Raw genomic sequence first — 22,298 nt, 5'->3', positions numbered from 1 at the left:
ATGACCACATTCGAGACCAACACCGCGCCCGTTGAGGCGAGCGGTGAGGGAACCCGCACGCCTGAAAAAGCGGTGCGCTGGGCCATCCCGCTGTCGCTGCTGGCCTGCGTGCTGCTGGCGTTTTTCGACAAAATCAGCATTGCGGCGCTGTTTTCCGACGGCCATTTCCAGCAGGCGATGGGCATCGATTTTGACACCACGCGCCTCGGCATTCTGATGAGCGCCTTCCTGCTGAGCTACGGCTTTTCGTCGGTTTTTCTCAGCGGGCTGGGGGACAAAATCGCGCCGCTGCGCCTGCTCACCGGGATGATGGTGGTGTGGTGCGTGCTGATGGTGGCGATGGGCTTTACCCATAACTACACGCTGATGATCGTTCTGCGCATCCTGCTGGGCGTGGCGGAAGGGCCGCTGTTCCCGCTGGCCTTCGCTATCGTGCGCCACAACTTCCCGCAGCATTTGCAGGCGCGCGCCACCATGCTCTGGCTGCTGGGCACGCCGGTGGGCGCGGCGATTGGTTTCCCGCTTTCCCTGTGGCTGCTGAACACCTTCGGCTGGCAGAGCACCTTCTTCGTAATGGCGATGCTCACCGTGCCGGTGCTGATCTTCGTGCGCGTCGGCCTGCGCGGGATCCGTCTGGAGGCGAAGCCCTGCACCTCGCAGGCGTCTCAGGACGAGCGGCGCGCGGCGCGGCGCGAGCTGTTCGTCAGCCCGCACTTCTGGATCATCTGCATCTTTAACATCGCCTTCCTGACCTACCTGTGGGGCATCAACGGCTGGCTGCCGGGCTATCTCATCAAGGGCAAAGGCATTCATCTGGAGCATGCGGGCTGGCTGTCGTCGATGCCGTTCATCGCCATGCTGGCCGGGGAGGTGATTGGCGCGTGGCTCTCAGACCGGGTCGATAAGCGCGCGGCGGCCTGCTTTATCTCGATGGCGGGGGCGGCCGTCGGGCTGGCGGCGGTGATGCACCTTAATACCCCGCTGACCATCATCGCGGCGATGAGCTTCAGCACCTTTATGTGGGGAACCGGGGCGCCCAACATTTTCGCCCTGCTGGCGAAGGCCACCCATCCGCGGGTGAGCGCCACGGCGGGGGGCATTTTCAACGGGCTGGGAAACTTTGCCGGCGCGCTGTCGCCGGCGGTGATGGGGGCGCTTATCGCCTTCACCCACAGCATGGATTCCGGGCTCATTTTTCTGGCGGTGATGGCGGCGGTGGGCTGCGTCCTGTTACTGCCGCTGCTTAAACGTTACTGAGGAGAGTGTCATGACAGATTCAACCGTAACCAACACATCGGGCATCAAGCCTGACCACCTGACGATGGAAGAGTGGGTCGAGTCGCGCATTGCGCGCTTCGAAGGCCGCAAATACGACTGGAACGCGCTGAAGTTCCAGGCTGATTTTGACCCGAAATACCGCCGCGCGCAGATGCGCTACATCGGCACCGGGGCCACGGGCGTGGCGAACGACACCAACACCGTGCAGGCGGACCATTTTACCTTCTCCACCATGGTGCTGCCGTCGAAGTGCGAGGGGCCGCTGCACCTGCACGACGACGTGGAGGAGGTGTTCTTCATGCTCAAAGGGCAGATCACGCTGATGATTCAGGACGGCGAGAACTACACCGAAACCGTGCTGCGCGAGCGCGACCTGATCTCCGTCCCGCCGGGCATCTACCGCGGGCTGTTTAACCACGGGGAAGAAGAGGCGCTGATGTGCGTCATGCTGGGGACTAACAGGCCGGAAATCCCGACCTATCCGTCCGATCATCCGCTCTCAAAAGTGAAGCGCAGCTAAGGGGGCACGATGACGGGTTTTCGTGAACAGGGAAGCGGCATTCCGCTGATGCTGCTGCACGGTATCAGCTCCGCCGCGGCCTCCTGGCATAAGCAGATGGCGCTGGACGGTTTTCGCGTGCTGGCGTGGGACATGCCCGGTTATGGCGAAAGCCCGATGCTGGCGGTCGAGCGCGCAAGCGCGGGGGATTACGCCGACGCGCTGGCGGCGATGCTCGACCGCGCGGGCGTCTGGCAGGCGGTGCTGGTCGGCCATTCGCTTGGCGCGCTGGTTGCCAGCGCCTTTGCGGCGAAGTTCCCCGAACGCGTCCTGCATCTGGTGCTGGCGGACGCTGCCCAGGGCTACGGCCAGGCCGCGCCCGAGCAGCGCGAGCAGGTCTGGCGCAGCCGCGAGCAGCAGATGGCGCTCGGCGGCGACGTTCTCGCTCAGACCCGCGCCGCGAAGCTGCTGCGCCCCGGCGCGCGCGCGGAGGATATCGCCACCGTCGCGGCGGGCATGCGCAGGCTTCGCCCGGAAGGCTACCTTGCTGCCGCGTGGATGCTGGCGCATGACGACATTCACGGCTGGCTTACGCGCTACCCGGGCAGCTTTGAGGTCTGGTGCGGCGAGCAGGACGCGATCACCCAGCCCGAGCTGGTGCAGGGGCTGGCGCTGCGCTACGCCATGCCGTTTACCGCCATTCCGCAGGCCGGGCACGCCAGCTATCTCGACAACGACGCGTTTTTTAACCAACAGCTTTTACGTATTAACGAAGAGGTGCGCGATGAATGCACAAATTGACGGACGCGTGGCGGTCGTAACCGGCGGTTCTTCTGGAATTGGCTTTGAAACGCTGCGCCTGCTGCTGGGCGAGGGGGCAAAGGTGGCCTTCTGCGGTCGCGATCCCGACCGCCTCGCCAGCGCCCACGCGGCGCTGCAAAACGAACATCCCGACGGGGAGATTTTCTCTTACCGCTGCGACGTGCTGAAGGCCGACGAGGTTCAGGCCTTTGCAGACGCCGTTCAGGCACGCTTCGGCGCGGCGGACATGCTGATCAACAACGCCGGGCAGGGCTACGTGGCGCACTTCCAGGACACGCCGCGCGAGGCGTGGCTGCACGAAGCCGAGCTCAAGCTGTTCGGGGTGATCAACCCGGTGCAGGCGTTTCAGGCTCTGCTGGAGCAGTCCGATATCGCCTCTATTACCTGCGTCAACTCCCTGCTGGCGCTGCAGCCGGAGGAGCACATGATTGCCACCTCTGCCGCCCGTGCGGCGCTGCTGAACATGACGCTCACGCTCTCGAAGGAGCTGGTGGGCAAAGGCATCCGCGTGAACTCCATTTTGCTCGGCATGGTGGAGTCCGGGCAGTGGCAGCGCCGCTTTGAAAACCGGGCGGATAAAAGCCAGAGCTGGCCGGAGTGGACGGCGGATATCGCGCGCAAGCGCGGCATTCCGATGGCGCGCCTCGGCAAGCCGCAGGAGCCCGCGCAGGCGCTGCTGTTCCTCGCCTCGCCGCTGGCCTCGTTTACCACCGGCGCGGCGCTGGACGTTTCCGGCGGCTTCTGCCGACATCTGTAAGGACGCATCATGAAAAAGATCATGTTAATTGGCTACGGGGCGATGGCGCAGGCGGTGATTGAGCGTCTGCCCGCCGGCGTGGCTATTGGGTGGATCGTCGCCCGCGAGCCGCACCACGCGGCGATCCGCGCGCAGTTCGGCGATGCTGTAACGGCGCTGGCCTCCCCGACGGAATGTACGCAAACGCCGGACCTGGTGCTGGAGTGCGCCAGCCAGCAGGCGGTGGCGCAGTACGGCGAAGCGATCCTGCGCCGCGGCTGGCATCTGGCGGTCATCTCCACCGGGGCGCTGGCGGACAGCGCGCTGGAGCAGCGCCTGCAGAGCGCGGGGGGCAGGCTGACGCTGCTCTCGGGGGCGGTAGCCGGTATCGACGGTCTGGCGGCGGCGAAAGAGGGCGGGCTGGAGCGCGTCACCTATCGGTCGCGCAAAAGCCCGGCCAGCTGGCGCGGCAGCTACGCCGAGCAGCTGATCGATCTCAACGGCGTGTCAGCGGCGCAGGTGTTCTTCGAGGGCAGCGCCCGCGAGGCGGCGCGCTTGTTCCCGGCCAACGCGAACGTGGCGGCGACGGTGGCCCTCGGCGGCGTGGGGATGGACGACACGCGCGTGCAGCTGATGGTCGACCCGGATACGCAGCGCAATACCCACACCCTGCACGTTGAGGGGGCGTTCGGGGAATTCCATCTGGAGCTGAGCGGCCTGCCGCTGGCGTCGAACCCCAAAACCTCCACGCTGGCGGCACTCAGCGCGGTACGCGCCTGCCGCGAGCTGGCCCTGAGCTGAGGAGTGACGATGGACGATCTGAAGATTTTTATTGGCGGCCACTGGCGACGCGGCGGCGGCAACCCGATGCAGAGCCACTTCCCGGCGGACGCTTCGCTGAATGCGGCGCTGAACGCCGCGAGCCTGGACGATTTGGAGCAGGCCGTTGAGGCCGGAGAGCGCGCCTGGCGCGATCCCGCATGGCGCAACAGCCTGCCGCATCTGCGGGCGAAGCTCCTGCACAAGGTCGCGGATCTGATTGAGTCCCGCGCTGACGAGCTGGCGCGCATGCAAAGCCGCGATAACGGCAAACCGTTGGCGGAAGCGCGCGGCCTGGTGATGAGCGCGGCGGGCACCGCGCGCTATTTCGCCGCCGCCTGCGAGCTGCTGGAAGGGGAGCTGCCGACCCCGCGCCAGCCCGATGTGCTGACGCTGAGCCGCTATGAGCCGCTCGGTGTAGTTGCGGCCATCACCCCGTGGAACTCGCCGATTGCCAGCGAAATGCAAAAAGTCGCCCCGGCGATTGCGGCCGGTAACGCGGTGATCCTCAAGCCAGCCGAAGCCACGCCGCTGATGGCGCTGGAGCTGGCGCGAATTTTTGAGCAGGCCGGGCTGCCCGCCGGGCTGCTGAGCGTGCTGCCGGGCAAAGGCTCGGTGATTGGCGATGCGCTGGCGCGTCACCCTAAGGTGCGCAAAATCTCCTTTACCGGCGGCACCACCACGGGGCGCCATCTGGCGCACGTGGCGGCGGAAAAGCTGATCCCTGCCTCGCTGGAGCTGGGCGGGAAGTCCCCGACCATCGTGCTGGAGGACGCGGATATCGAGCAGGCCGCGCGCGGGATCTGCTACGGCATTTTCAGCTCGGCGGGGCAGGCGTGCATCGCCGGCTCGCGGCTGTTTATCCACGAGAGTATTTACGCTCCGCTGATGGCGCGGCTGCTGGAGCTCACGCGCGGCCTGCGCGTCGGGCACCCGTTTACCGACGGCGTACACGTTGGGCCGCTGATCAATGACAGGCATCGTCAGAGCGTGCAGGCGTATGTCGAGCTGGCGAAGCGCGAGGGCGGGCGCGTGCTGTGCGGCGGGGAGATCCCGGCCGATCCGAGCCTTGCAAACGGCAGCTTCTTCCAGCCCACGATTATCGAGGGGCTGAGCAACGGCGCCCGCGCCTGCCAGGAGGAGATCTTCGGCCCGGTGCTGGTGGCGATGCCGTTTCGCGACGAGGCCGCGCTTGTCCGCGAGGCGAACGACTCGGTTTACGGCCTGGCGGCGGGGATCTGGACGCGGGATACCGGGCGCGCCCTGCGCCTGAGCGAGCAGCTCGAAGCGGGCACGGTGTGGATCAACACCTACAAAGTGTTTGCGATTTCGACCCCGTTCGGGGGCTTTAAGGAGAGCGGCCTGGGCCGCGAGAAGGGTATCCAGGGGCTGAAAGCCTGGATGCAGCAAAAGAGCATTTATCTGGCGACGGGTAACGGCGTCAACCACTGGTGCGACTGAGAAAGGGTGAGCAATGAGCGAAATGATAACCGTCGGCGACGCCATCGCCAGAACGCTGGAGCAGTATCAGGTTGAAGCCATCTACGGCGTCATCTCCATCCACAATCTGCCGATTGCCGATGCGGTGGGGCAGCGCGGCCGGATCCGCTTTGTGCCCGCCCGCGGCGAGGCGGGCTCGGTGACCATGGCCGACGCCCACGGGCGTTTTTCCGGCCTCGGGGTGGCGCTGACCAGCACCGGCGCAGGGGCGGGTAACGCGGTCGGCGCGCTGGTGGAGGCGATGAACGCCTGTACGCCGCTGCTGCATTTGACCGGGCAGGTGGAGAAAACCTGGCTGGACGCCGATACCGGCTTTATCCATGAAACCCGCGACCAGCTGACCTTCCTGAAGGCCAGCTCAAAGCGGGCGTACCGCATCAGCAACGCGAATCAGGCGATAGCGATCCTGCACAAGGCCATTCAGGAGGCGCAAACCCCGCCGTGCGGGCCGGTCTCCGTTGAAATCCCCATTGATATTCAGGGCGCGAAAATTCCGCTGTCGCTGGTGACGAAGCCCGTGAAGCCGGCTTTGGTTGGCGATGTTGACGCCGAGGCCGTCGACGCGCTGTGGTCGCAGATGAAACAGGCAAAACAGCCGCTGCTGTGGCTGGGCGGCGGGGCGCTGGGCAGCGCTGACGCCGTGAAAAGGCTGGCGGATGCGGGCATCACCGTTATCTCCAGCACCCACGCGCGCGGGGTGCTGCCGGACGGCCACCGCGCCAGCCTGCGGGCGTTCCATAACTCGCCGTCGGTGGAAGCGCTGATCGCCCAGTGCGACTTTACGCTGGTGGCCGGTTCGCGCCTGCGCAGCAACGAAACCCGCTCCTGGACGCTGGAGCTGCCGCACCCGCGCGTGCAGATTGACATCGACCCGGCGGCGGCGAGCCGTAACTACCTGATGGACAATACGCTGGTCGCCGATTGTTCCGCCTTGCTGAGTGCGCTGGCCGAGAAGGTTCAGGGCCGTGAGTGGGGAAGTGCCCAGTGGGATACGCAGGTGCAGCAGGCGGTGGCCAAAGCCGAGCAGGGGCTGCGCGACCAGTGCGGCGCTTACGCGAAGCTCAACGACGCCATCGAGAAGGCGTTGCCGCAGGACGGCCTGCTGGTGCGCGACATTACCGTTTCCGGTAGCCTGTGGGGCAGCCGTCTGTTTCGCGCCAACGGCCCGCTGATGAACATTCACTCCCTGGCGGGCGCGATTGGTATGGGGCTGCCGATGGCGATTGGCACCGCGATTGCCAACCCGCAGCGCAAGGTAGTGGGGCTGGTGGGTGACGGCGGGCTGAGCCTGAACCTTGGCGAAATAGCGACGCTGGCGCAGGAGAAGGCCAACGTCACGCTGCTGGTCATGAACGACGGCGGCTACGGCGTGATGCGCGGCATCCAGGACAAGTACTTTGGCGGCCGTCAGTACTACAACGTGCTGCATACGCCGGACTTCACCCTGCTGGCGCAGGCGATGGGGCTACAGGCGTGGAGCGTGGAGCGGGCGGAGGATTTTGACGCGGTGATGACGGAAGCGCTGGCAATGCCGGGGCCGTCGGTGGTGGAGGTGCGGATGGAGCGGATTGGCGCGCTGAAGTTTGCCGGGCCACCGCAGAAGACGCTTTACTAGCCGTGTAGTGCGGTCTGAAGCCCTCTCCCAAAGGGAGAGGGTGTCTTAATTCCCTCGCCCCTTTGGGGAGAGGGTTAGGGTGAGGGGATAGCCGCCACCCGGCTTTTTTCATCAGAACACGTTAAACGGATATTCCACGTACACGCGGATCTCATCCCCGCCCACGTTGTAATCGCTGGCGTTGCTGGACACGCGCAGCACGGAGTAGCGCAGCTTCAGCTTCAGATCTTTTGCCGGGCCGTCCTGCACCTGGTACTGAACCTGGTTAAACCACTCGTGCTCTTTACCGTTGCTGGTTTCAGAGGTCTTAATGTTGTCGCCGCGCACGTAGGCGGTCGTCCAGCTCAGGCCCGGCACGCCCAGACCGGCAAAGTCCAGCCCGTAGGATGCCTGCCATGAACGTTCGTCTTCACCGTTGAAATCAGACCAGTAGGAGTTCGCCAGCCAGATGGTGTTGCCGCCGTCGCCCACGCCGCCCTGGTCGCGGTAGCCGCCGTAGTTGTAGCCGGTGCTGCCGCTGCTCTGCTGGTACGCCACTTTGAACGTGTGAATATCCCAGATGTAGCTTGCCGCCAGGCTCCAGATGGTGTTGCTGCGCCCGGTGTCGAGGCTGTCAGCGTAGCCCTGATCCAGACGGGAGTTGTAGCCGTTGAAGTCGAGAACCAGCTGCTGCCCGGTGCTGAACGGCTGTTTGAAGTTCATGCCCAGATACTGCTTGTTCATCACCTCTTCAACGTGTGACGCATACAGCGCACCGCTGAACTGGTCGTTAAACTGGTAGCTCGCGCCGCCGAAGGAGAGGCTCTTCAGGCCGCTGTCGTGGCGGTCGTCACTCTTGCGCTGTTCATCGGTAAAGTAGCCGGCGTTCACTTCCAGACCGTCGATCTCTTTTGAGGTCAGCATGGTGCCGGTGTAGCTCTCAAACAGCAGGCGGGAGCTGTCGGCATTGATGATTGGCAGCTCCGGGCGCTGGTTGCCGTAGCTCAGAACGGTATTGGAAATACGCATTTTGGCGGTCGCGCCAAATTTCGCGAGGTCGGATTTCGCACGGCCATCGTCTGCCTGTTTGAAGAAGTCGATACCGCCCGCGCCGCTCTTGCCGCGGCCGCCGTCCAGGCGCACGCCGTACTGGGCAATGCCGTCCACGCCAAAGCCGACCAGCCCTTCGGTATAACCGGACTCGAACGTCGCGATAATCCCCTGGCCCCATTCGGCTTTATCCTGCTGGCCCTGATGGTAGTCACGGCTGATATAAGCATTACGTAAAAACAGATCCAAATGGCTGTCGTCGATAAAACCCTGGCTGTCTGATTGTTGGCTTGCAACGGCCGGTAACGCGGAAAATAAGCTTAAAGCAACTAACGATAATTGTTTTTTCACGGAGGGAACATCTCTGTTTCGATATATTAATTTGAAAGACTGCGAAGGGATAATTACCGGAAAAGTTACCGATTGCAATAATTATGTGACTAAAGGTTACAGGGGCAGGGGGCTGATTTTACGGGGCTTGCAGCGGTGTTATCGATACGTGCGATTAAATTATCAATACGTGCGAAATAAAAAGGAGGCAAAAATGCCTCCTTCCAAAATTATTTAATTCCGTCTGCGGCCATACGGTCGCGAATATGTTGTGCGCGGGCTTCGGAGGCCGGGTGGTCATCAAACATGGAGCTTTGACGTCCCGCTTCCTGTTTTGCCAGCTTTTCGAAGCTGGTGGCTAAACCGACCGGATTAATGCCGCGTTTGCGCAACAGATCGTAGGAGTAATCATCCGCTTCGGATTCCTGGCGCTGGGAGAACTGGGAGTTCACCAGCTTTTCGCCCATATCACCCAGCTGAGACTGGGAGAGGCTGCCGACGATACCGCCCGCTGAGGCTGCCGCCGCGCGAACCGCGTTGGTACCGAGCGCGACCTGCATCCCTTTCTTCACGTGACCCAGCGCCACGTGGCCCATTTCGTGGCCGATAACCGCTTCAACTTCGTTGTCGGTCATCATGTCCATCAGGGCGCTGTAAACGCGGATACAGCCGTTCGCCATGGCGAAGGCGTTGACGTCTTTCGCCATGTAAACCTTGTAGTTCACCGGCTGACCGTTGATGTTGTCGCCCAGTGCGGAAGCAATCTTATTCAGACGCTGCGCGTAAGTGCTGTTGGCAGGGGCGATGGTGGCTTTACTATCCATATCTTTACAGGCCTGGTCGCTCAGCGCTTTCACCTGTGCATCGCTCAGGGAGTAAGCCTGAAAAGCTTCTGCGCCAGAGGTCATCAGGCCGTTAGAGTCCATATTCTGACAGCCGCTCAGCAGGAGCGTTGTACCAAGAGCCAGCACTATTGCACGCATTTTCATGATGTTGCTTCCGTACTCGTTAATCTGAATTTAATCCGAAAAATCCACCGCTCAGCGAGCCGGTGTCGGGCTAAGTATAAGGAATATCGGTGAGCCCGGGCGAGCAGATTGCGCAACATGCGAGCGTGATCCAGAGATTTCTGATGCGGCAAAAGAATGCTCCATGTACATGCTTTGCGGCTTGGGTTACATTGTTGGCACTTTTTTCCGGCGTAGCCCAAAACGCGCTGTCGTCAAGGGCATGGCCTTTAACAGTCCGATCTGGAGTTAAAATGTCCTCACGTAAAGAGCTTGCTAATGCTATTCGTGCGCTGAGCATGGACGCAGTACAGAAAGCCAAATCCGGTCACCCGGGCGCCCCTATGGGTATGGCTGACATTGCCGAAGTCCTGTGGCGTGATTTCCTGAACCACAACCCACAAAACCCATCATGGGCTGACCGCGACCGTTTCGTCCTGTCCAACGGCCACGGCTCTATGCTGATTTATAGCCTGCTGCACCTCACCGGCTATGATCTGCCAATCGAAGAGCTGAAAAACTTCCGTCAGCTGCACTCCAAAACTCCAGGTCACCCGGAAGTGGGTTACACCGCGGGTGTTGAAACCACCACTGGCCCGCTGGGGCAGGGTATTGCTAACGCCGTAGGTATGGCGATTGCAGAGAAAACGCTGGCTGCACAGTTCAACCGTCCTGGTCACGACATCGTTGACCACTTCACCTATGCATTCATGGGCGACGGCTGCATGATGGAAGGCATTTCTCACGAAGTGTGCTCCCTGGCAGGTACCCTGAAGCTGGGCAAACTGGTTGCGTTCTATGACGACAACGGCATCTCCATCGACGGCCACGTTGAAGGCTGGTTCACCGACGATACCGCGGCACGTTTCGAAGCGTACGGCTGGCACGTTGTACGTGGCGTTGACGGCCACGATGCTGACTCGATTAAACGTGCAGTAGAAGAAGCGCGTGCAGTCACCGACAAACCGTCCCTGCTGATGTGCAAAACCATCATCGGTTTCGGTTCCCCGAACAAAGCGGGTACCCACGACTCCCACGGCGCGCCGCTGGGTGATGCAGAAATCGCGCTGACGCGTGAAGCGCTGGGCTGGAACCACCCTGCATTCGAAATTCCATCTGACATCTATGCTCAGTGGGATGCGAAAGAAGCGGGTCAGGTTAAAGAAGCGGCCTGGAACGAGAAGTTCGCTGCCTATGCGAAAGCCTTCCCGCAGGAAGCCGCTGAGTTCACCCGTCGTATGAAAGGCGAAATGCCTTCCGACTTCGACGCGAAAGCGAACGAATTCATCGCTAAGCTGCAGGCGAACCCGTCTAAAATCGCAAGCCGTAAAGCGTCCCAGAATGCTATCGAAGCCTTCGGCCCTCTGCTGCCAGAGTTCCTGGGCGGCTCCGCTGACCTGGCACCATCAAACCTGACCCTGTGGTCTGGTTCTAAGCCAATCAACGAAGATACTGCCGGTAACTACATCCATTACGGTGTACGTGAATTCGGTATGACCGCGATCGCCAACGGTATCTCCCTGCACGGCGGTTTCCTGCCGTACACCTCTACCTTCCTGATGTTCGTCGAGTATGCACGTAACGCCGTGCGTATGGCTGCGCTGATGAAACAGCGTCAGGTGATGGTCTACACCCACGACTCCATCGGTCTGGGCGAAGATGGCCCAACTCACCAGCCGGTAGAGCAGGTTGCTTCTCTGCGCGTTACGCCAAACATGAGCACATGGCGTCCGTGTGACCAGGTTGAATCCGCCGTTGCGTGGAAATACGGCGTAGAGCGTCACGACGGCCCAACCGCGCTGATCCTCTCCCGTCAGAACCTGGCACAGCAGGATCGTACCGAAGCGCAGCTGGCAAACATCGCTCGCGGTGGTTACGTGCTGAAAGATTGCGAGGGTCAGCCAGAGCTTATCTTCATCGCCACCGGTTCTGAAGTTGAGCTGGCCGTGGCGGCATGGGACAAGCTGTCTGCTGAAGGCGTGAAAGCGCGCGTGGTTTCCATGCCGTCTACCGATGCCTTCGACAAGCAGGATGCGGCATACCGTGAATCCGTACTGCCGAAAGCGGTTTCCGCTCGCGTGGCGGTGGAAGCGGGTATCGCTGACTACTGGTATAAATACGTGGGTCTGAACGGCGCAATCGTCGGCATGACCACCTTCGGTGAATCTGCTCCGGCAGAGCTGCTGTTCGAAGAGTTCGGCTTCACCGTTGAGAACGTTGTCGCTAAAGCGAAAGAACTGCTGTAATCGCCGTTCTACCCGGTAGCGCATGCGCCTGCCGGGTCTGAAAATGGCACCAAAACCAGGCCGGTTGAGCGTCAGCGCTGAACCGGCTTTTTTGTATCTGTTATTCCTGAACCATGTAACAGCGCTGTGAATTATTCCATCAAAAATGTGACGCAAGTCATATAGCTGGCTTATTGCCCTGGCGTGACATTCCTTTTATTCCCCGTTTCGCTTATTCTGGCTGAAGCGTTTCAGTCGATTAAACGTTCGACAATTGACCAATCAATCGCAGTTTGTGACAGGCAAGGATTCCCCTTCGGGCGTAGCTGGATTACTCTTTCAGCCACCTCAAACCCAGGGATAGCTTTGCAGGAGATCTATGACCGTACGCGTAGCGATTAATGGCTTCGGTCGCATCGGGCGCAACGTGGTTCGTGCTTTATATGAATCCGGGCGTCGTGCGGAAATCACCGTGGTGGCAATCAATGAACTGGCGGATGCCACGGGCATGGCGCATTTATTGAAATACGACACCAGCCATGGCCGCTTTGCCTGGGATGTTCGCCAGGAAAGGGATCAGCTCTTTGTCGGTGACGATGTGATTCGCGTACTCCATGAGCGCAGCATCGACGCGCTGCCGTGGCGCGAACTGGGTGTGGATGTGGTGCTTGACTGTACCGGCGTGTACGGCAACCGTGAACATGGCGAAGCGCATCTGAACGCCGGTGCGAAAAAAGTCCTGTTCTCCCATCCCGGCAGCAACGACCTTGACGCAACCATCGTCTTTGGCGTGAACCAGCACGAGCTGCAGGCCGAACACCGCATTGTCTCCAACGCCTCCTGTACCACCAACTGCATTATTCCGGTCATCAAACTGTTAGACGATGCGTATGGCATTGAATCTGGCACCGTGACCACGATTCACTCCGCCATGCACGATCAGCAGGTGATCGACGCGTATCACCCGGATCTCCGACGCACCCGCGCAGCGAGTCAGTCGATTATTCCGGTAGATACTAAACTGGCTGCGGGGATCACCCGTATTTTCCCCCAGTTTAACGATCGTTTTGAAGCCATTGCAGTCCGCGTTCCGACCATCAACGTCACCGCAATCGATCTTAGCGTGACGGTGAAAAAACCGGTAAAAGCCTGTGAAGTCAACCTGTTGCTTCAAAAGGCAGCACAGGGTGCATTTCATGGTATAGTTGACTATACGGAATTACCGTTGGTCTCAGTAGATTTTAACCACGACCCGCACAGCGCCATTGTTGATGGCACTCAAACGCGCGTCAGTGGCGCACACCTTATCAAGACGCTGGTCTGGTGTGATAACGAATGGGGCTTTGCTAACCGTATGATAGACACCACGTTAGCAATGGCCGCGAAAGGTTTCAGGTAGAGCGCATGTTGCGCTTGCAAAACTTTTAGAATCAACGAGAGGATTCACCATGTCTGTAATTAAGATGACCGATCTGGATCTGGCTGGTAAACGCGTTTTCATCCGTGCCGATCTGAACGTACCAGTTAAAGATGGCAAAGTGACCAGCGACGCGCGTATCCGTGCATCTCTGCCAACCATCGAACTGGCACTGAAGCAAGGCGCTAAAGTGATGGTCACCTCCCACCTGGGTCGTCCGACTGAAGGCGAATACAACGAAGAGTTCTCTCTGCTGCCGGTTGTTAATTACCTGAAAGACAAACTGTCTAACCCGGTTCGCCTGGTAAAAGATTACCTCGACGGCGTTGAAGTTGCTGCGGGTGAACTGGTTGTTCTGGAAAACGTTCGCTTCAACAAAGGCGAAAAGAAAGACGACGAAGCGCTGTCTAAGAAATACGCTGCACTGTGCGACGTATTCGTAATGGATGCGTTCGGTACGGCTCACCGTGCTCAGGCTTCTACCCACGGTATCGGTAAATTCGCAGACGTAGCTTGCGCAGGTCCACTGCTGGCTGACGAACTGGAAGCGCTGGGTAAAGCACTGAAAGAACCAGCACGTCCAATGGTTGCTATCGTTGGTGGTTCTAAAGTTTCTACCAAACTGACCGTTCTGGATTCCCTGTCTAAAATCGCTGACCAGCTGATCGTTGGTGGTGGGATCGCGAACACCTTCGTTGCCGCTCAAGGCCACAACGTCGGTAAATCCCTGTACGAAGCAGACCTGGTTGACGAAGCTAAGCGCCTGCTGAGCACCTGCGATATCCCTGTTCCAACTGACGTGCGCGTTGCAACTGAGTTCTCTGAAACCGCAACTGCCACTCTGAAATCTGTTAACGACATCAAAGATGAAGAACAGATTCTGGACCTGGGCGATGTTTCTGCCGAGAAACTGGCTGAAATCCTGAAAAACGCAAAAACTATCCTGTGGAACGGCCCGGTTGGCGTGTTCGAATTCCCGAACTTCCGCAAAGGTACTGAAATCGTTGCTAACGCCATCGCAGACAGCGAAGCGTTCTCTATCGCAGGCGGCGGTGACACCCTGGCAGCAATCGACCTGTTCGGTATCGCTGACAAAATCTCCTACATCTCAACTGGTGGCGGCGCATTCCTCGAATTCGTGGAAGGTAAAGTTCTGCCAGCAGTAGCAATGCTCGAAGAGCGCGCTAAGAAGTAAGTCATTTAAGGGCAGGGAAACCTGCCCAATTTTCAGCGCGCTTTAGGGCACGCACCTCTTTCCAAGGCCGAAGATACAGGACTCGTAACATGTCTAAAATTTTTGATTTCGTAAAACCTGGCGTGATCACTGGTGATGACGTTCAGAAAGTGTTCCAGGTAGCTAAAGAGAACAACTTTGCTCTGCCAGCTGTTAACTGCGTAGGTACTGACTCCATTAACGCCGTTCTGGAAACCGCTGCAAAAGTTAAAGCTCCGGTCATCGTACAGTTCTCTAACGGCGGCGCTGCGTTCATCGCAGGTAAAGGCGTGAAAACTGACGTTCCTCAGGGTGCTGCCATCCTGGGTGCTATCTCTGGTGCGCACCACGTACACCAGATGGCTGAACACTACGGTGTTCCAGTTATCCTGCACACCGACCACTGCGCGAAGAAACTGCTGCCGTGGATCGACGGTCTGCTGGACGCAGGTGAAAAACACTTCGCGGCTACCGGTAAGCCACTGTTCTCTTCCCACATGATCGACCTGTCTGAAGAGTCACTGCACGAAAACATCGAAATCTGCTCTAAGTACCTGGCGCGCATGGCCAAAATGGACATGACCCTGGAAATCGAACTGGGCTGCACCGGTGGTGAAGAAGACGGCGTGGACAACAGCCACATGGACGCTTCTGCACTGTACACCCAGCCAGAAGACGTTGATTACGCTTACACCGAGCTGAGCAAAATCAGCCCACGCTTCACCATTGCAGCGTCCTTCGGTAACGTGCACGGCGTTTACAAACCAGGTAACGTTGTTCTGACTCCAACCATCCTGCGCGATTCTCAGGAATATGTTTCTAAGAAACACAACCTGCCGCACAACAGCTTGAACTTCGTGTTCCACGGCGGTTCCGGTTCTTCTGCTCAGGAAATCAAAGACTCTGTAAGCTACGGCGTAGTGAAAATGAATATCGATACCGACACCCAATGGGCGACCTGGGACGGTATCCTGCAGTACTACAAAACCAACGAAGCTTACCTGCAGGGTCAGCTGGGCAACCCGAAAGGCGAAGACCAGCCGAACAAGAAATACTACGATCCACGCGTATGGCTGCGCGCTGCGCAGACTTCCATGGTGACGCGTCTGGAGCAGGCATTCAAAGAGCTGAACGCAATCGACGTTCTGTAATTTGAGCTGCTAACAGCATCAGAAGGCCCGCAATCGCGGGCCTTTTTTTATGCCTTTTCAACGGGCTGTCCTTTTTAGGTTTTGTGATCTCTTTGGCAATATTTGCGCTTTTTGTTTACCCTTTACAGACCTGCCTGTCTCCGTGGGGGATGGATTTTTGTGTTTTGCTTTTTCGTAAGGATGGATGAATGGAAGATCTCGGTGTAGTAGATGGCATCAACAACGCGGGCACCTGGCTGGTGCGCAATCAGGCGTTGCTGTTGAGCTATGCGGTAAATATCGTGGCGGCAATCGCGATCATTATCGTGGGTATGATCGTGGCGCGTATCGTGTCGAATGCGCTTAACCGCGTGATGGTTGCGCGCCACATTGACGCGACGGTTGCTGACTTCCTCTCCGCGCTGGTGCGCTATGGGATTATCGCCTTTACGCTGATCGCCGCGCTGGGGCGTGTAGGGGTACAAACGGCGTCCGTGATTGCGGTGCTCGGTGCTGCGGGTCTGGCCATTGGTCTGGCTTTGCAGGGCTCGCTCGCAAACCTGGCGGCCGGCGTTCTGCTGGTAACCTTCCGTCCGTTCCGCTCGGGCGAATACGTTGATTTGGGCGGCATTGCCGGCACCGTACTGCAGGTGCAAATCTTCTCCACCACCCTGCGCACCGTTGATGGCCGCATCGTGGTGGTGCCAAACGGCAAAATCATCGCGGGCAACATCATTAACTTCTCCCGCGAGCCGGTGCGTCGTAACGAGCTGATCGTTAGCGTGGCCTATGATTCAGATATCGATCAGGTGAAGTCCCTGATTACCAACATCATTGCCTCTGACGATCGCATTCTGAAAGACAAAGAGCAGACCGTGCGTCTGAATGAGCTCGGTGCGTCATCCATTAACTTTGTGGTGCGTATCTGGAGCAAGAGCAGCGATCTGCAGAACGTTTACTGGGATGTGCTGGAGCGCATTAAGCGCGACTTCGATGCGAACGGCATCAGCTTCCCGTATCCGCAGATGGACGTAAACGTCAAAAAAGTAAAAGAAGCGGAATAACGTCACCCGCAGGCCCGGTAAGCGCTAGCGCTACCGGGCTTTATTCTTATAAGCTTTGCTAATCCCCAATTAATATTATCCATTTCCTCTAATGTTATTCTCGCAGTATAGTCTGCCCCCAGGACACATTTGTGAGAATTTCAGTATGTTATCTTATTATTTTCAAGGGCTTGCTCTAGGCGCAGCCATGATCCTTCCCCTCGGCCCGCAGAACGCGTTCGTGATGAACCAGGGCATTCGCCGTCAGTACCATCTGATGATTGCGCTGCTGTGCGCGGTAAGCGATTTACTGCTGATTTGCGCCGGGATATTTGGCGGCAGCGCGCTGCTGATGCAGTCTCCGTGGCTGCTGGCGCTGGTGACCTGGGGCGGGGTGGCGTTCCTGCTGTGGTACGGCTTCGGGGCGCTGAAAACAGCGATGAGCAGCAATATTGAGCTGGCGAGCGCCGAGGTCATGAAGCAGGGGCGCTGGAAGATTATCGTCACCATGCTGGCGGTCACCTGGCTCAACCCTCACGTCTATCTTGATACCTTTGTGGTGCTGGGGAGCCTGGGCGGGCAGCTGGACGTTGAGCCGAAGCGCTGGTTCGCGCTGGGTACGGTGAGCGCCTCGTTCCTGTGGTTCTTTGGCCTGGCGATTCTGGCCGCGTGGCTGGCGCCCCGGCTGCGCACCGCGAAAGCGCAGCGCATCATTAATACCCTGGTGGGGCTGGTGATGTGGTTTATCGCTTTCCAGTTGGCCAAAGATGGTCTCCATCATGTGCAAGGATTACTCAACTAAGCGTTGTCTTATGGACAACTGAGTCAGACCCGCTAAGCTTGCTGGCATGAGCCCTGTTTATGATGGGGCACTCTTCGCAACATGGAGGAATGACAGTGAAGTTTAAAGTGATGGCCCTCGCGGCATTAGTGAGTTTTGGTGCGGTGTCGGTACAGGCGAGCGAACTGCCTGATGGCCCGCACATTGTGACTTCAGGCACAGCCAGCGTGGACGCCGTACCGGATGTGGCAACCCTCGCAATCGAAGTTAACGTGGCCGCGAAAGACGCCGCTTCTGCCAAAAAGCAGGCAGACGATCGTGTTGCGCAATATCTCTCTTTCCTTGAGCAGAACGGCGTCGCGAAGAAAGACATCAACTCCGCGAACCTCCGCACTCAGCCAGATTACGACTACCAGAACGGCAAAAGCATCCTGAAAGGGTATCGTGCGGTACGTACCGTAGAGGTGACGCTGCGCCAGCTCGATAAGCTTAATTCACTGCTGGACGGCGCGCTGAAGGCGGGTCTGAACGAAATTCGTTCTGTCTCACTGGGCGTTGCGCAACCGGAGAAATACAAAGACGAAGCGCGTAAAGCGGCAATTGATGATGCTATTCATCAGGCGCAGCAGCTGGCGTCCGGCTTTAAGAGCAAGCTCGGCCCGGTTTACAGCGTGCGTTACCATGTCTCTAACTATCAGCCGAGCCCGATGGTGCGGATGATGAAAGCCGACGCTGCGCCGGTATCTGCTCAGGAAACTTACGAGCAGCCGACCATTCAGTTCGACGATCAGGTTGATGTGGTGTTCCAGCTGGAGCCAACTCAAACTCAGCAAACTCAGCAAACTCAGCAAACTCAGCAAACTCAGCAAACTCAGCAAACTCAGCAAACTCAGCCAGCTGAGGCGGCTAAGGCGCAGTAATTTGCCCTCACCCTAACCCTCTCCCACCGGGAGAGGGAAGTCACGCGATTAGTCCTGTCGCAACACCTTATGCCCAAATGCCAGCAGCGCGTCGGTGACGTTGCGCATCATGCGGCTTTCCGGCGCAAAACGGTGCCAGTAAAGCATCCGGCGCTGGTACAGACCCGGCGTTAAATCGATCAGCTCGCCGCTTTTCAACTCTTTTTCGATTTGCAGATGCGGGATCATGCAGCAGGTGGTTCCCTGACGCGCCAGCTGTACGAAGGCTTCCGAGGAGTTCACGATATGGCAGGGCACGCTGCCCGGCGGCAGATCGAAGTTTTGCTGTAAGAAGGCCTGATGCATATCGTCGAGATGGTCGAACGCTACCGCAGGTGCTTTCAGCAGGGCGGCGCGGGTCACGCCGTTGGGGAAGTAGCGCTCGGCAAAGGCTTTTGAACCGACAAACAGATAATCCAGCGCACCCAGCTGATCCACCAGACAGCTTGGCAGCGCCTGAGGCTGAATACTGACGGCGCCCACCACTTCGCCGCGGCGCAGGCGTTCCTGCGTGCGGGTTTCATCTTCAACCTGCAGGTTCAAGCGAATAGGGGAGTCGGCGAGCACCGGCGCCAGCGCCGGTAACAGCCAGGTTGCAAGGCTGTCGGCGTTCACCGCCAGAGAGAGCAGCAGCGGCGTGGAGCCGGTCTGCTCATCGCCCAGCCACTCATCTTCCAGCAGCTCAACCTGACGCAGCAGCGCGAGCAGCTTCTGCCCTTGCTCCGTTGGGCGAGGCGGCACGGTACGCACCAGAAGCGGCTGCCCGAACATGTTTTCAAGCTGTTTGATACGTTGTGATACGGCGGACTGAGTGATGCACAGCTTTTGCGCCGCGCGCTCAAAACCTCGTTCACGAATAACCGCATCAAGTGCCTGTAGTGTTCTGTAGTCCGGACGTTTCATTGCTCTGGCTTACTCCTTAATTTTGCTTATTCTGCACTATGACACAATTTTCCCCTCGTGGCAGACGAAATCCTTTCGACGTGTTCTATAATGCGCGCTGAGTTTTCACACCACAGGCAAAACGATCATGACGCAGGATGAACTGAAAAAAGCAGTAGGATGGGCCGCTCTCCAGTACGTGCAACCGGGTACTATCGTCGGTGTTGGTACAGGGTCGACCGCGGCACACTTCATTGATGCACTGGGCACAATGAAAGGGCAGATCGAGGGGGCAGTTTCCAGCTCCGATGCTTCCACGGAAAAGCTGAAAAGCCTCGGCATTACCGTTTTCGACCTGAACGAAGTCGATCGCCTGGGGATCTATGTTGATGGCGCGGACGAAATCAACGGCCACATGCAGATGATCAAAGGCGGCGGCGCGGCGCTGACGCGTGAGAAGATCATCGCTTCGGTCGCGGATAAATTCATCTGCATCGCGGATGCCTCCAAGCAGGTTGATATCCTGGGCAACTTCCCGCTGCCGGTTGAAGTGATCCCAATGGCCCGCAGCGCAGTGGCGCGTGAGCTGGTGAAGCTGGGCGGCCGTCCGGAATACCGTCAGGGCGTTGTGACCGATAACGGCAACGTGATCCTCGATGTGCACGGTCTGGAAATCCTCGACGCGGTTGCGCTGGAAAATGCCATCAACGGCATCCCGGGCGTAGTAACCGTAGGGTTATTCGCCAACCGTGGCGCGGACGTCGCGCTGATCGGTACGGCTGACGGTGTGAAAACCATCGTAAAATGATCTGACGGGGGGAGGCCTCCCCCCGCTAAAAAATTTTTGAAAAGCTAAATTCGGTGACTTGTGTCACGCTTTTGCGCCTCTATTGCCGATCCTGCCGCTTTCGTAATTCAACGCAGCATATTCCTCTGCCATTTCGCTCTGTATGACTTTTCTTCAGAGTCCCGACGCAAACGTTCATATTGCTGCAATAGTTTTTTTTGATATGTTGGCTGGAGCGGATTTAAATCCAGCACAACATCAGTTCAGACAAAAAACAGGGTCGGGTAAATGGCAAAGGTATCACTGGAGAAAGACAAGATTAAATTCCTGCTGGTTGAAGGCGTGCATCAGAAAGCGCTCGACAGCCTTCGTGCGGCAGGGTACACCAACATCGAATTTCACAAAGGCGCGCTGGATACTGAAGAGCTGAAAGCGTCCATCCGTGATGCCCACTTCATTGGCCTGCGATCCCGTACTCATCTGACTGAAGACGTTATCGCCGCGGCAGAAAAGCTGGTTGCCATCGGCTGCTTCTGCATCGGCACCAACCAGGTTGATCTGAACGCGGCGGCAAAACGCGGTATTCCGGTCTTTAACGCCCCGTTCTCAAACACCCGTTCCGTTGCGGAGCTGGTGATCGGCGAGCTGCTGCTGCTGCTGCGCGGCATCCCGGAAGCCAACGCCAAGGCGCACCGCGGCGTGTGGAACAAACTGGCCTCCGGCTCGTTCGAAGCGCGTGGTAAAAAACTGGGGATTATCGGTTACGGCCACATCGGGACGCAGCTCGGCATTCTGGCTGAATCTCTCGGCATGAACGTCTTCTTCTACGATATCGAAAGCAAGCTGCCGCTGGGTAATGCGACGCAGGTTCAGCATCTGTCCGATCTGCTGAACATGAGCGACGTGGTGAGCCTGCACGTGCCGGAAAATGCGTCCACCAAAAACATGATGGGCGCGGAAGAGCTGGCGCTGATGAAGCCGGGTTCGCTGCTGATCAACGCCGCGCGCGGTACGGTTGTAGATATTCCGGCGCTGGCGGATGCGCTGAAGCGTAAGCACCTGGCGGGCGCGGCAATCGACGTCTTCCCGACGGAACCGGCAACCAACAGCGATCCGTTTACGTCGCCGCTGTGCGAGTTCGACAACGTGATCCTGACGCCGCACATCGGTGGCTCAACTCAGGAAGCGCAGGAGAACATCGGCCTGGAAGTGGCGGGCAAACTGAGCAAATACTCCGACAACGGCTCTACGCTCTCTGCGGTGAACTTCCCGGAAGTGTCTCTGCCGCTGCACGGCGGCCGTCGTCTGCTGCACATTCACGAAAACCGCCCGGGCGTGCTGACCGCCATCAACCAGATCTTTGCCGATCAGGGCGTGAACATTGCCGCACAGTATCTGCAAACGAACTCGCAGATGGGTTACGTGGTTATTGATATCGAAGCCGATGAAGACGTGGCCGAGAAAGCGCTGCAGAGCATGAAGGCCATTCCAGGAACCATTCGCGCGCGTCTGCTGTACTGATCGTGTGAGGTAAATGCAAAACGGTAACAAGAGTTACCGTTTTTGATGTTTTCACCCTCTCCCTGTGGGAGAGGGCTGGGGTGAGGGCATCAGGCTGCACGCCTGTATTACCACTCCCACAACTTTGATGGCGTTATCACCGCCGGCAGCGGCACATCCCATTTCTCCACCGGCAATGCCTCCACGCCCTGACAATCATGCGCATAGCCCACCGGCTGAAGCCCATACTGCTGCCAGTTTTGCAGCGTTCTGTCGTAAAAACCGCCGCCCATTCCTAAGCGTTGTCCCTGCTCATCAAACGCCACCAGCGGCGTAATCAGCACGTCCAGCTGCGAAAGCGGCAGCACGTCGCGCACGTCGAGCTTAGGCTCGGTGATTTTCAGACGATTCACCACCAGTTCGCTGCGCGGATGGTAGTGGAGAAACAGCAGGTTTCCCGGGCTAAACGGATGCAGTACGGGCAGGTACACTTTTTTCCCGGCGCGCCAGAGCTGTTCGATCAGCGGCTGCGTATCCAGCTCGCCGTCAAACGACAAAAACAGGGCGACAGTGTGCGCCATCACGACGGGCGGATATGCCATCATGCGTGCAGCGGCCTGTTGGGCGAAATGGGTTTGCTGTTCGGGAGTTAACGCGCGACGGCGTTTACGAATTAACTGACGGATTTCTTGTCGAGATGAAGAAACTTCAGGAAATTGAGTCATG

At 58.6% G+C, this 22,298-nt stretch carries 20 protein-coding genes; 16 read left to right on the top strand and 4 right to left on the bottom strand.

Annotated features, from left to right (window positions below; translation table 11 throughout):
* Genes AB6V08_RS12580 through AB6V08_RS12550 form a run of 7 tightly spaced genes read left to right on the top strand, consistent with a single transcriptional unit; the run spans window position 1 to window position 7,269 of the window.
* Entirely contained in the window at window positions 1-1,257 is a 1,257-nt protein-coding gene (locus AB6V08_RS12580; RefSeq protein ID WP_368542999.1) for an MFS transporter, read from the top strand.
* A gap of 10 nt (window positions 1,258-1,267) precedes the next feature.
* Window positions 1,268-1,798, top strand: coding sequence for a cupin domain-containing protein (locus AB6V08_RS12575; protein ID WP_368542997.1), 531 nt, complete (start codon window positions 1,268-1,270; stop codon window positions 1,796-1,798).
* Window positions 1,799-1,807: 9 nt separating this feature from the next.
* Window positions 1,808-2,578, top strand: coding sequence for an alpha/beta fold hydrolase (locus AB6V08_RS12570; RefSeq protein ID WP_368542995.1), 771 nt, complete (start codon window positions 1,808-1,810; stop codon window positions 2,576-2,578).
* Window positions 2,562-3,356: an SDR family oxidoreductase gene (locus tag AB6V08_RS12565; RefSeq protein WP_368542993.1), complete on the top strand. Its 795-nt coding sequence runs from the start codon at window positions 2,562-2,564 to the stop codon at window positions 3,354-3,356. The genes AB6V08_RS12570 and AB6V08_RS12565 overlap by 17 nt, the downstream gene beginning before the upstream one ends.
* Window positions 3,357-3,365: 9 nt before the next feature.
* Window positions 3,366-4,136, top strand: a complete 771-nt coding sequence (locus AB6V08_RS12560) for an aspartate dehydrogenase (protein ID WP_368542991.1) — start codon at window positions 3,366-3,368, stop codon at window positions 4,134-4,136.
* 9 nt (window positions 4,137-4,145) lie between these two features.
* On the top strand, window positions 4,146-5,615 hold the full coding sequence (locus tag AB6V08_RS12555; protein ID WP_368542989.1) for an aldehyde dehydrogenase: 1,470 nt from the start codon (window positions 4,146-4,148) through the stop codon (window positions 5,613-5,615).
* A 13-nt stretch (window positions 5,616-5,628) separates the two neighbouring features.
* Window positions 5,629-7,269 (top strand): thiamine pyrophosphate-binding protein, encoded by a 1,641-nt coding sequence (locus AB6V08_RS12550; RefSeq protein ID WP_368542987.1) that lies wholly within the window; start codon window positions 5,629-5,631, stop codon window positions 7,267-7,269.
* A gap of 111 nt (window positions 7,270-7,380) precedes the next feature.
* On the opposite strand, the gene AB6V08_RS12545 is transcribed toward AB6V08_RS12550, so the two are convergent.
* Window positions 7,381-8,649: an OprD family outer membrane porin gene (locus AB6V08_RS12545; protein WP_368542985.1), complete on the bottom strand. Its 1,269-nt coding sequence runs from the start codon at window positions 8,647-8,649 to the stop codon at window positions 7,381-7,383.
* Window positions 8,650-8,858: 209 nt separating this feature from the next.
* On the bottom strand, window positions 8,859-9,617 hold the full coding sequence (locus AB6V08_RS12540; RefSeq protein WP_368542983.1) for a M48 family metallopeptidase: 759 nt from the start codon (window positions 9,615-9,617) through the stop codon (window positions 8,859-8,861).
* A 272-nt stretch (window positions 9,618-9,889) separates the two neighbouring features.
* Here AB6V08_RS12540 and tkt point away from each other — a divergent pair, with 272 nt between their 5' ends.
* The 7 genes from tkt to AB6V08_RS12505 all read left to right on the top strand — a co-directional run bounded on the left by tkt (window position 9,890) and on the right by AB6V08_RS12505 (window position 18,364).
* Window positions 9,890-11,881: a transketolase gene (gene tkt / locus AB6V08_RS12535; RefSeq protein ID WP_368542981.1), complete on the top strand. Its 1,992-nt coding sequence runs from the start codon at window positions 9,890-9,892 to the stop codon at window positions 11,879-11,881.
* Window positions 11,882-12,239: 358 nt separating this feature from the next.
* Complete coding sequence (gene epd, locus AB6V08_RS12530; protein WP_368542979.1) at window positions 12,240-13,259, top strand: erythrose-4-phosphate dehydrogenase; 1,020 nt, start codon at window positions 12,240-12,242, stop codon at window positions 13,257-13,259.
* A gap of 49 nt (window positions 13,260-13,308) precedes the next feature.
* Window positions 13,309-14,472, top strand: coding sequence for a phosphoglycerate kinase (gene pgk / locus AB6V08_RS12525; protein ID WP_368542977.1), 1,164 nt, complete (start codon window positions 13,309-13,311; stop codon window positions 14,470-14,472).
* 89 nt (window positions 14,473-14,561) lie between these two features.
* The gene (gene fbaA / locus AB6V08_RS12520) at window positions 14,562-15,641 is read left to right on the top strand and encodes a class II fructose-bisphosphate aldolase (RefSeq protein WP_042715531.1); all 1,080 of its coding nucleotides are present in this window, start codon (window positions 14,562-14,564) and stop codon (window positions 15,639-15,641) included.
* Window positions 15,642-15,829: 188 nt separating this feature from the next.
* Window positions 15,830-16,684, top strand: a complete 855-nt coding sequence (mscS, locus tag AB6V08_RS12515; RefSeq protein ID WP_368542974.1) for a small-conductance mechanosensitive channel MscS — start codon at window positions 15,830-15,832, stop codon at window positions 16,682-16,684.
* Window positions 16,685-16,829: 145 nt separating this feature from the next.
* On the top strand, window positions 16,830-17,465 hold the full coding sequence (gene argO / locus AB6V08_RS12510) for an arginine exporter ArgO (RefSeq protein WP_368542972.1): 636 nt from the start codon (window positions 16,830-16,832) through the stop codon (window positions 17,463-17,465).
* A 95-nt stretch (window positions 17,466-17,560) separates the two neighbouring features.
* Window positions 17,561-18,364 carry an oxidative stress defense protein gene (locus tag AB6V08_RS12505; protein ID WP_368542970.1) on the top strand — a complete coding sequence of 268 codons (804 nt, stop codon included), beginning with the start codon at window positions 17,561-17,563 and terminating at the stop codon, window positions 18,362-18,364.
* Window positions 18,365-18,412: 48 nt separating this feature from the next.
* Here the strand turns inward: AB6V08_RS12505 and argP are convergent, their stop codons facing one another.
* A complete protein-coding gene (gene argP, locus AB6V08_RS12500; RefSeq protein WP_003860089.1) occupies window positions 18,413-19,306 on the bottom strand; it encodes a DNA-binding transcriptional regulator ArgP in 894 nt (297 codons plus the stop codon).
* Window positions 19,307-19,433: 127 nt separating this feature from the next.
* Between argP and rpiA the strand changes: the two genes are divergently transcribed.
* Window positions 19,434-20,093, top strand: a complete 660-nt coding sequence (gene rpiA, locus AB6V08_RS12495; protein ID WP_101737021.1) for a ribose-5-phosphate isomerase RpiA — start codon at window positions 19,434-19,436, stop codon at window positions 20,091-20,093.
* Between the two features lie 267 nt (window positions 20,094-20,360).
* Window positions 20,361-21,593 (top strand): phosphoglycerate dehydrogenase, encoded by a 1,233-nt coding sequence (serA, locus tag AB6V08_RS12490; protein ID WP_368542967.1) that lies wholly within the window; start codon window positions 20,361-20,363, stop codon window positions 21,591-21,593.
* Window positions 21,594-21,700: 107 nt separating this feature from the next.
* On the opposite strand, the gene AB6V08_RS12485 is transcribed toward serA, so the two are convergent.
* The gene (locus AB6V08_RS12485; RefSeq protein ID WP_368542965.1) at window positions 21,701-22,297 is read right to left on the bottom strand and encodes a 5-formyltetrahydrofolate cyclo-ligase; all 597 of its coding nucleotides are present in this window, start codon (window positions 22,295-22,297) and stop codon (window positions 21,701-21,703) included.
* Window position 22,298: the final 1 nt, after the last annotated feature.

The organism is Enterobacter soli, from assembly GCF_964208575.1.
GTDB lineage: Bacteria > Pseudomonadota > Gammaproteobacteria > Enterobacterales > Enterobacteriaceae > Enterobacter > Enterobacter soli_A.
Note: the sequence above shows the minus strand (reverse complement) of the source record. Positions and strands in the feature narration are given on the sequence as shown.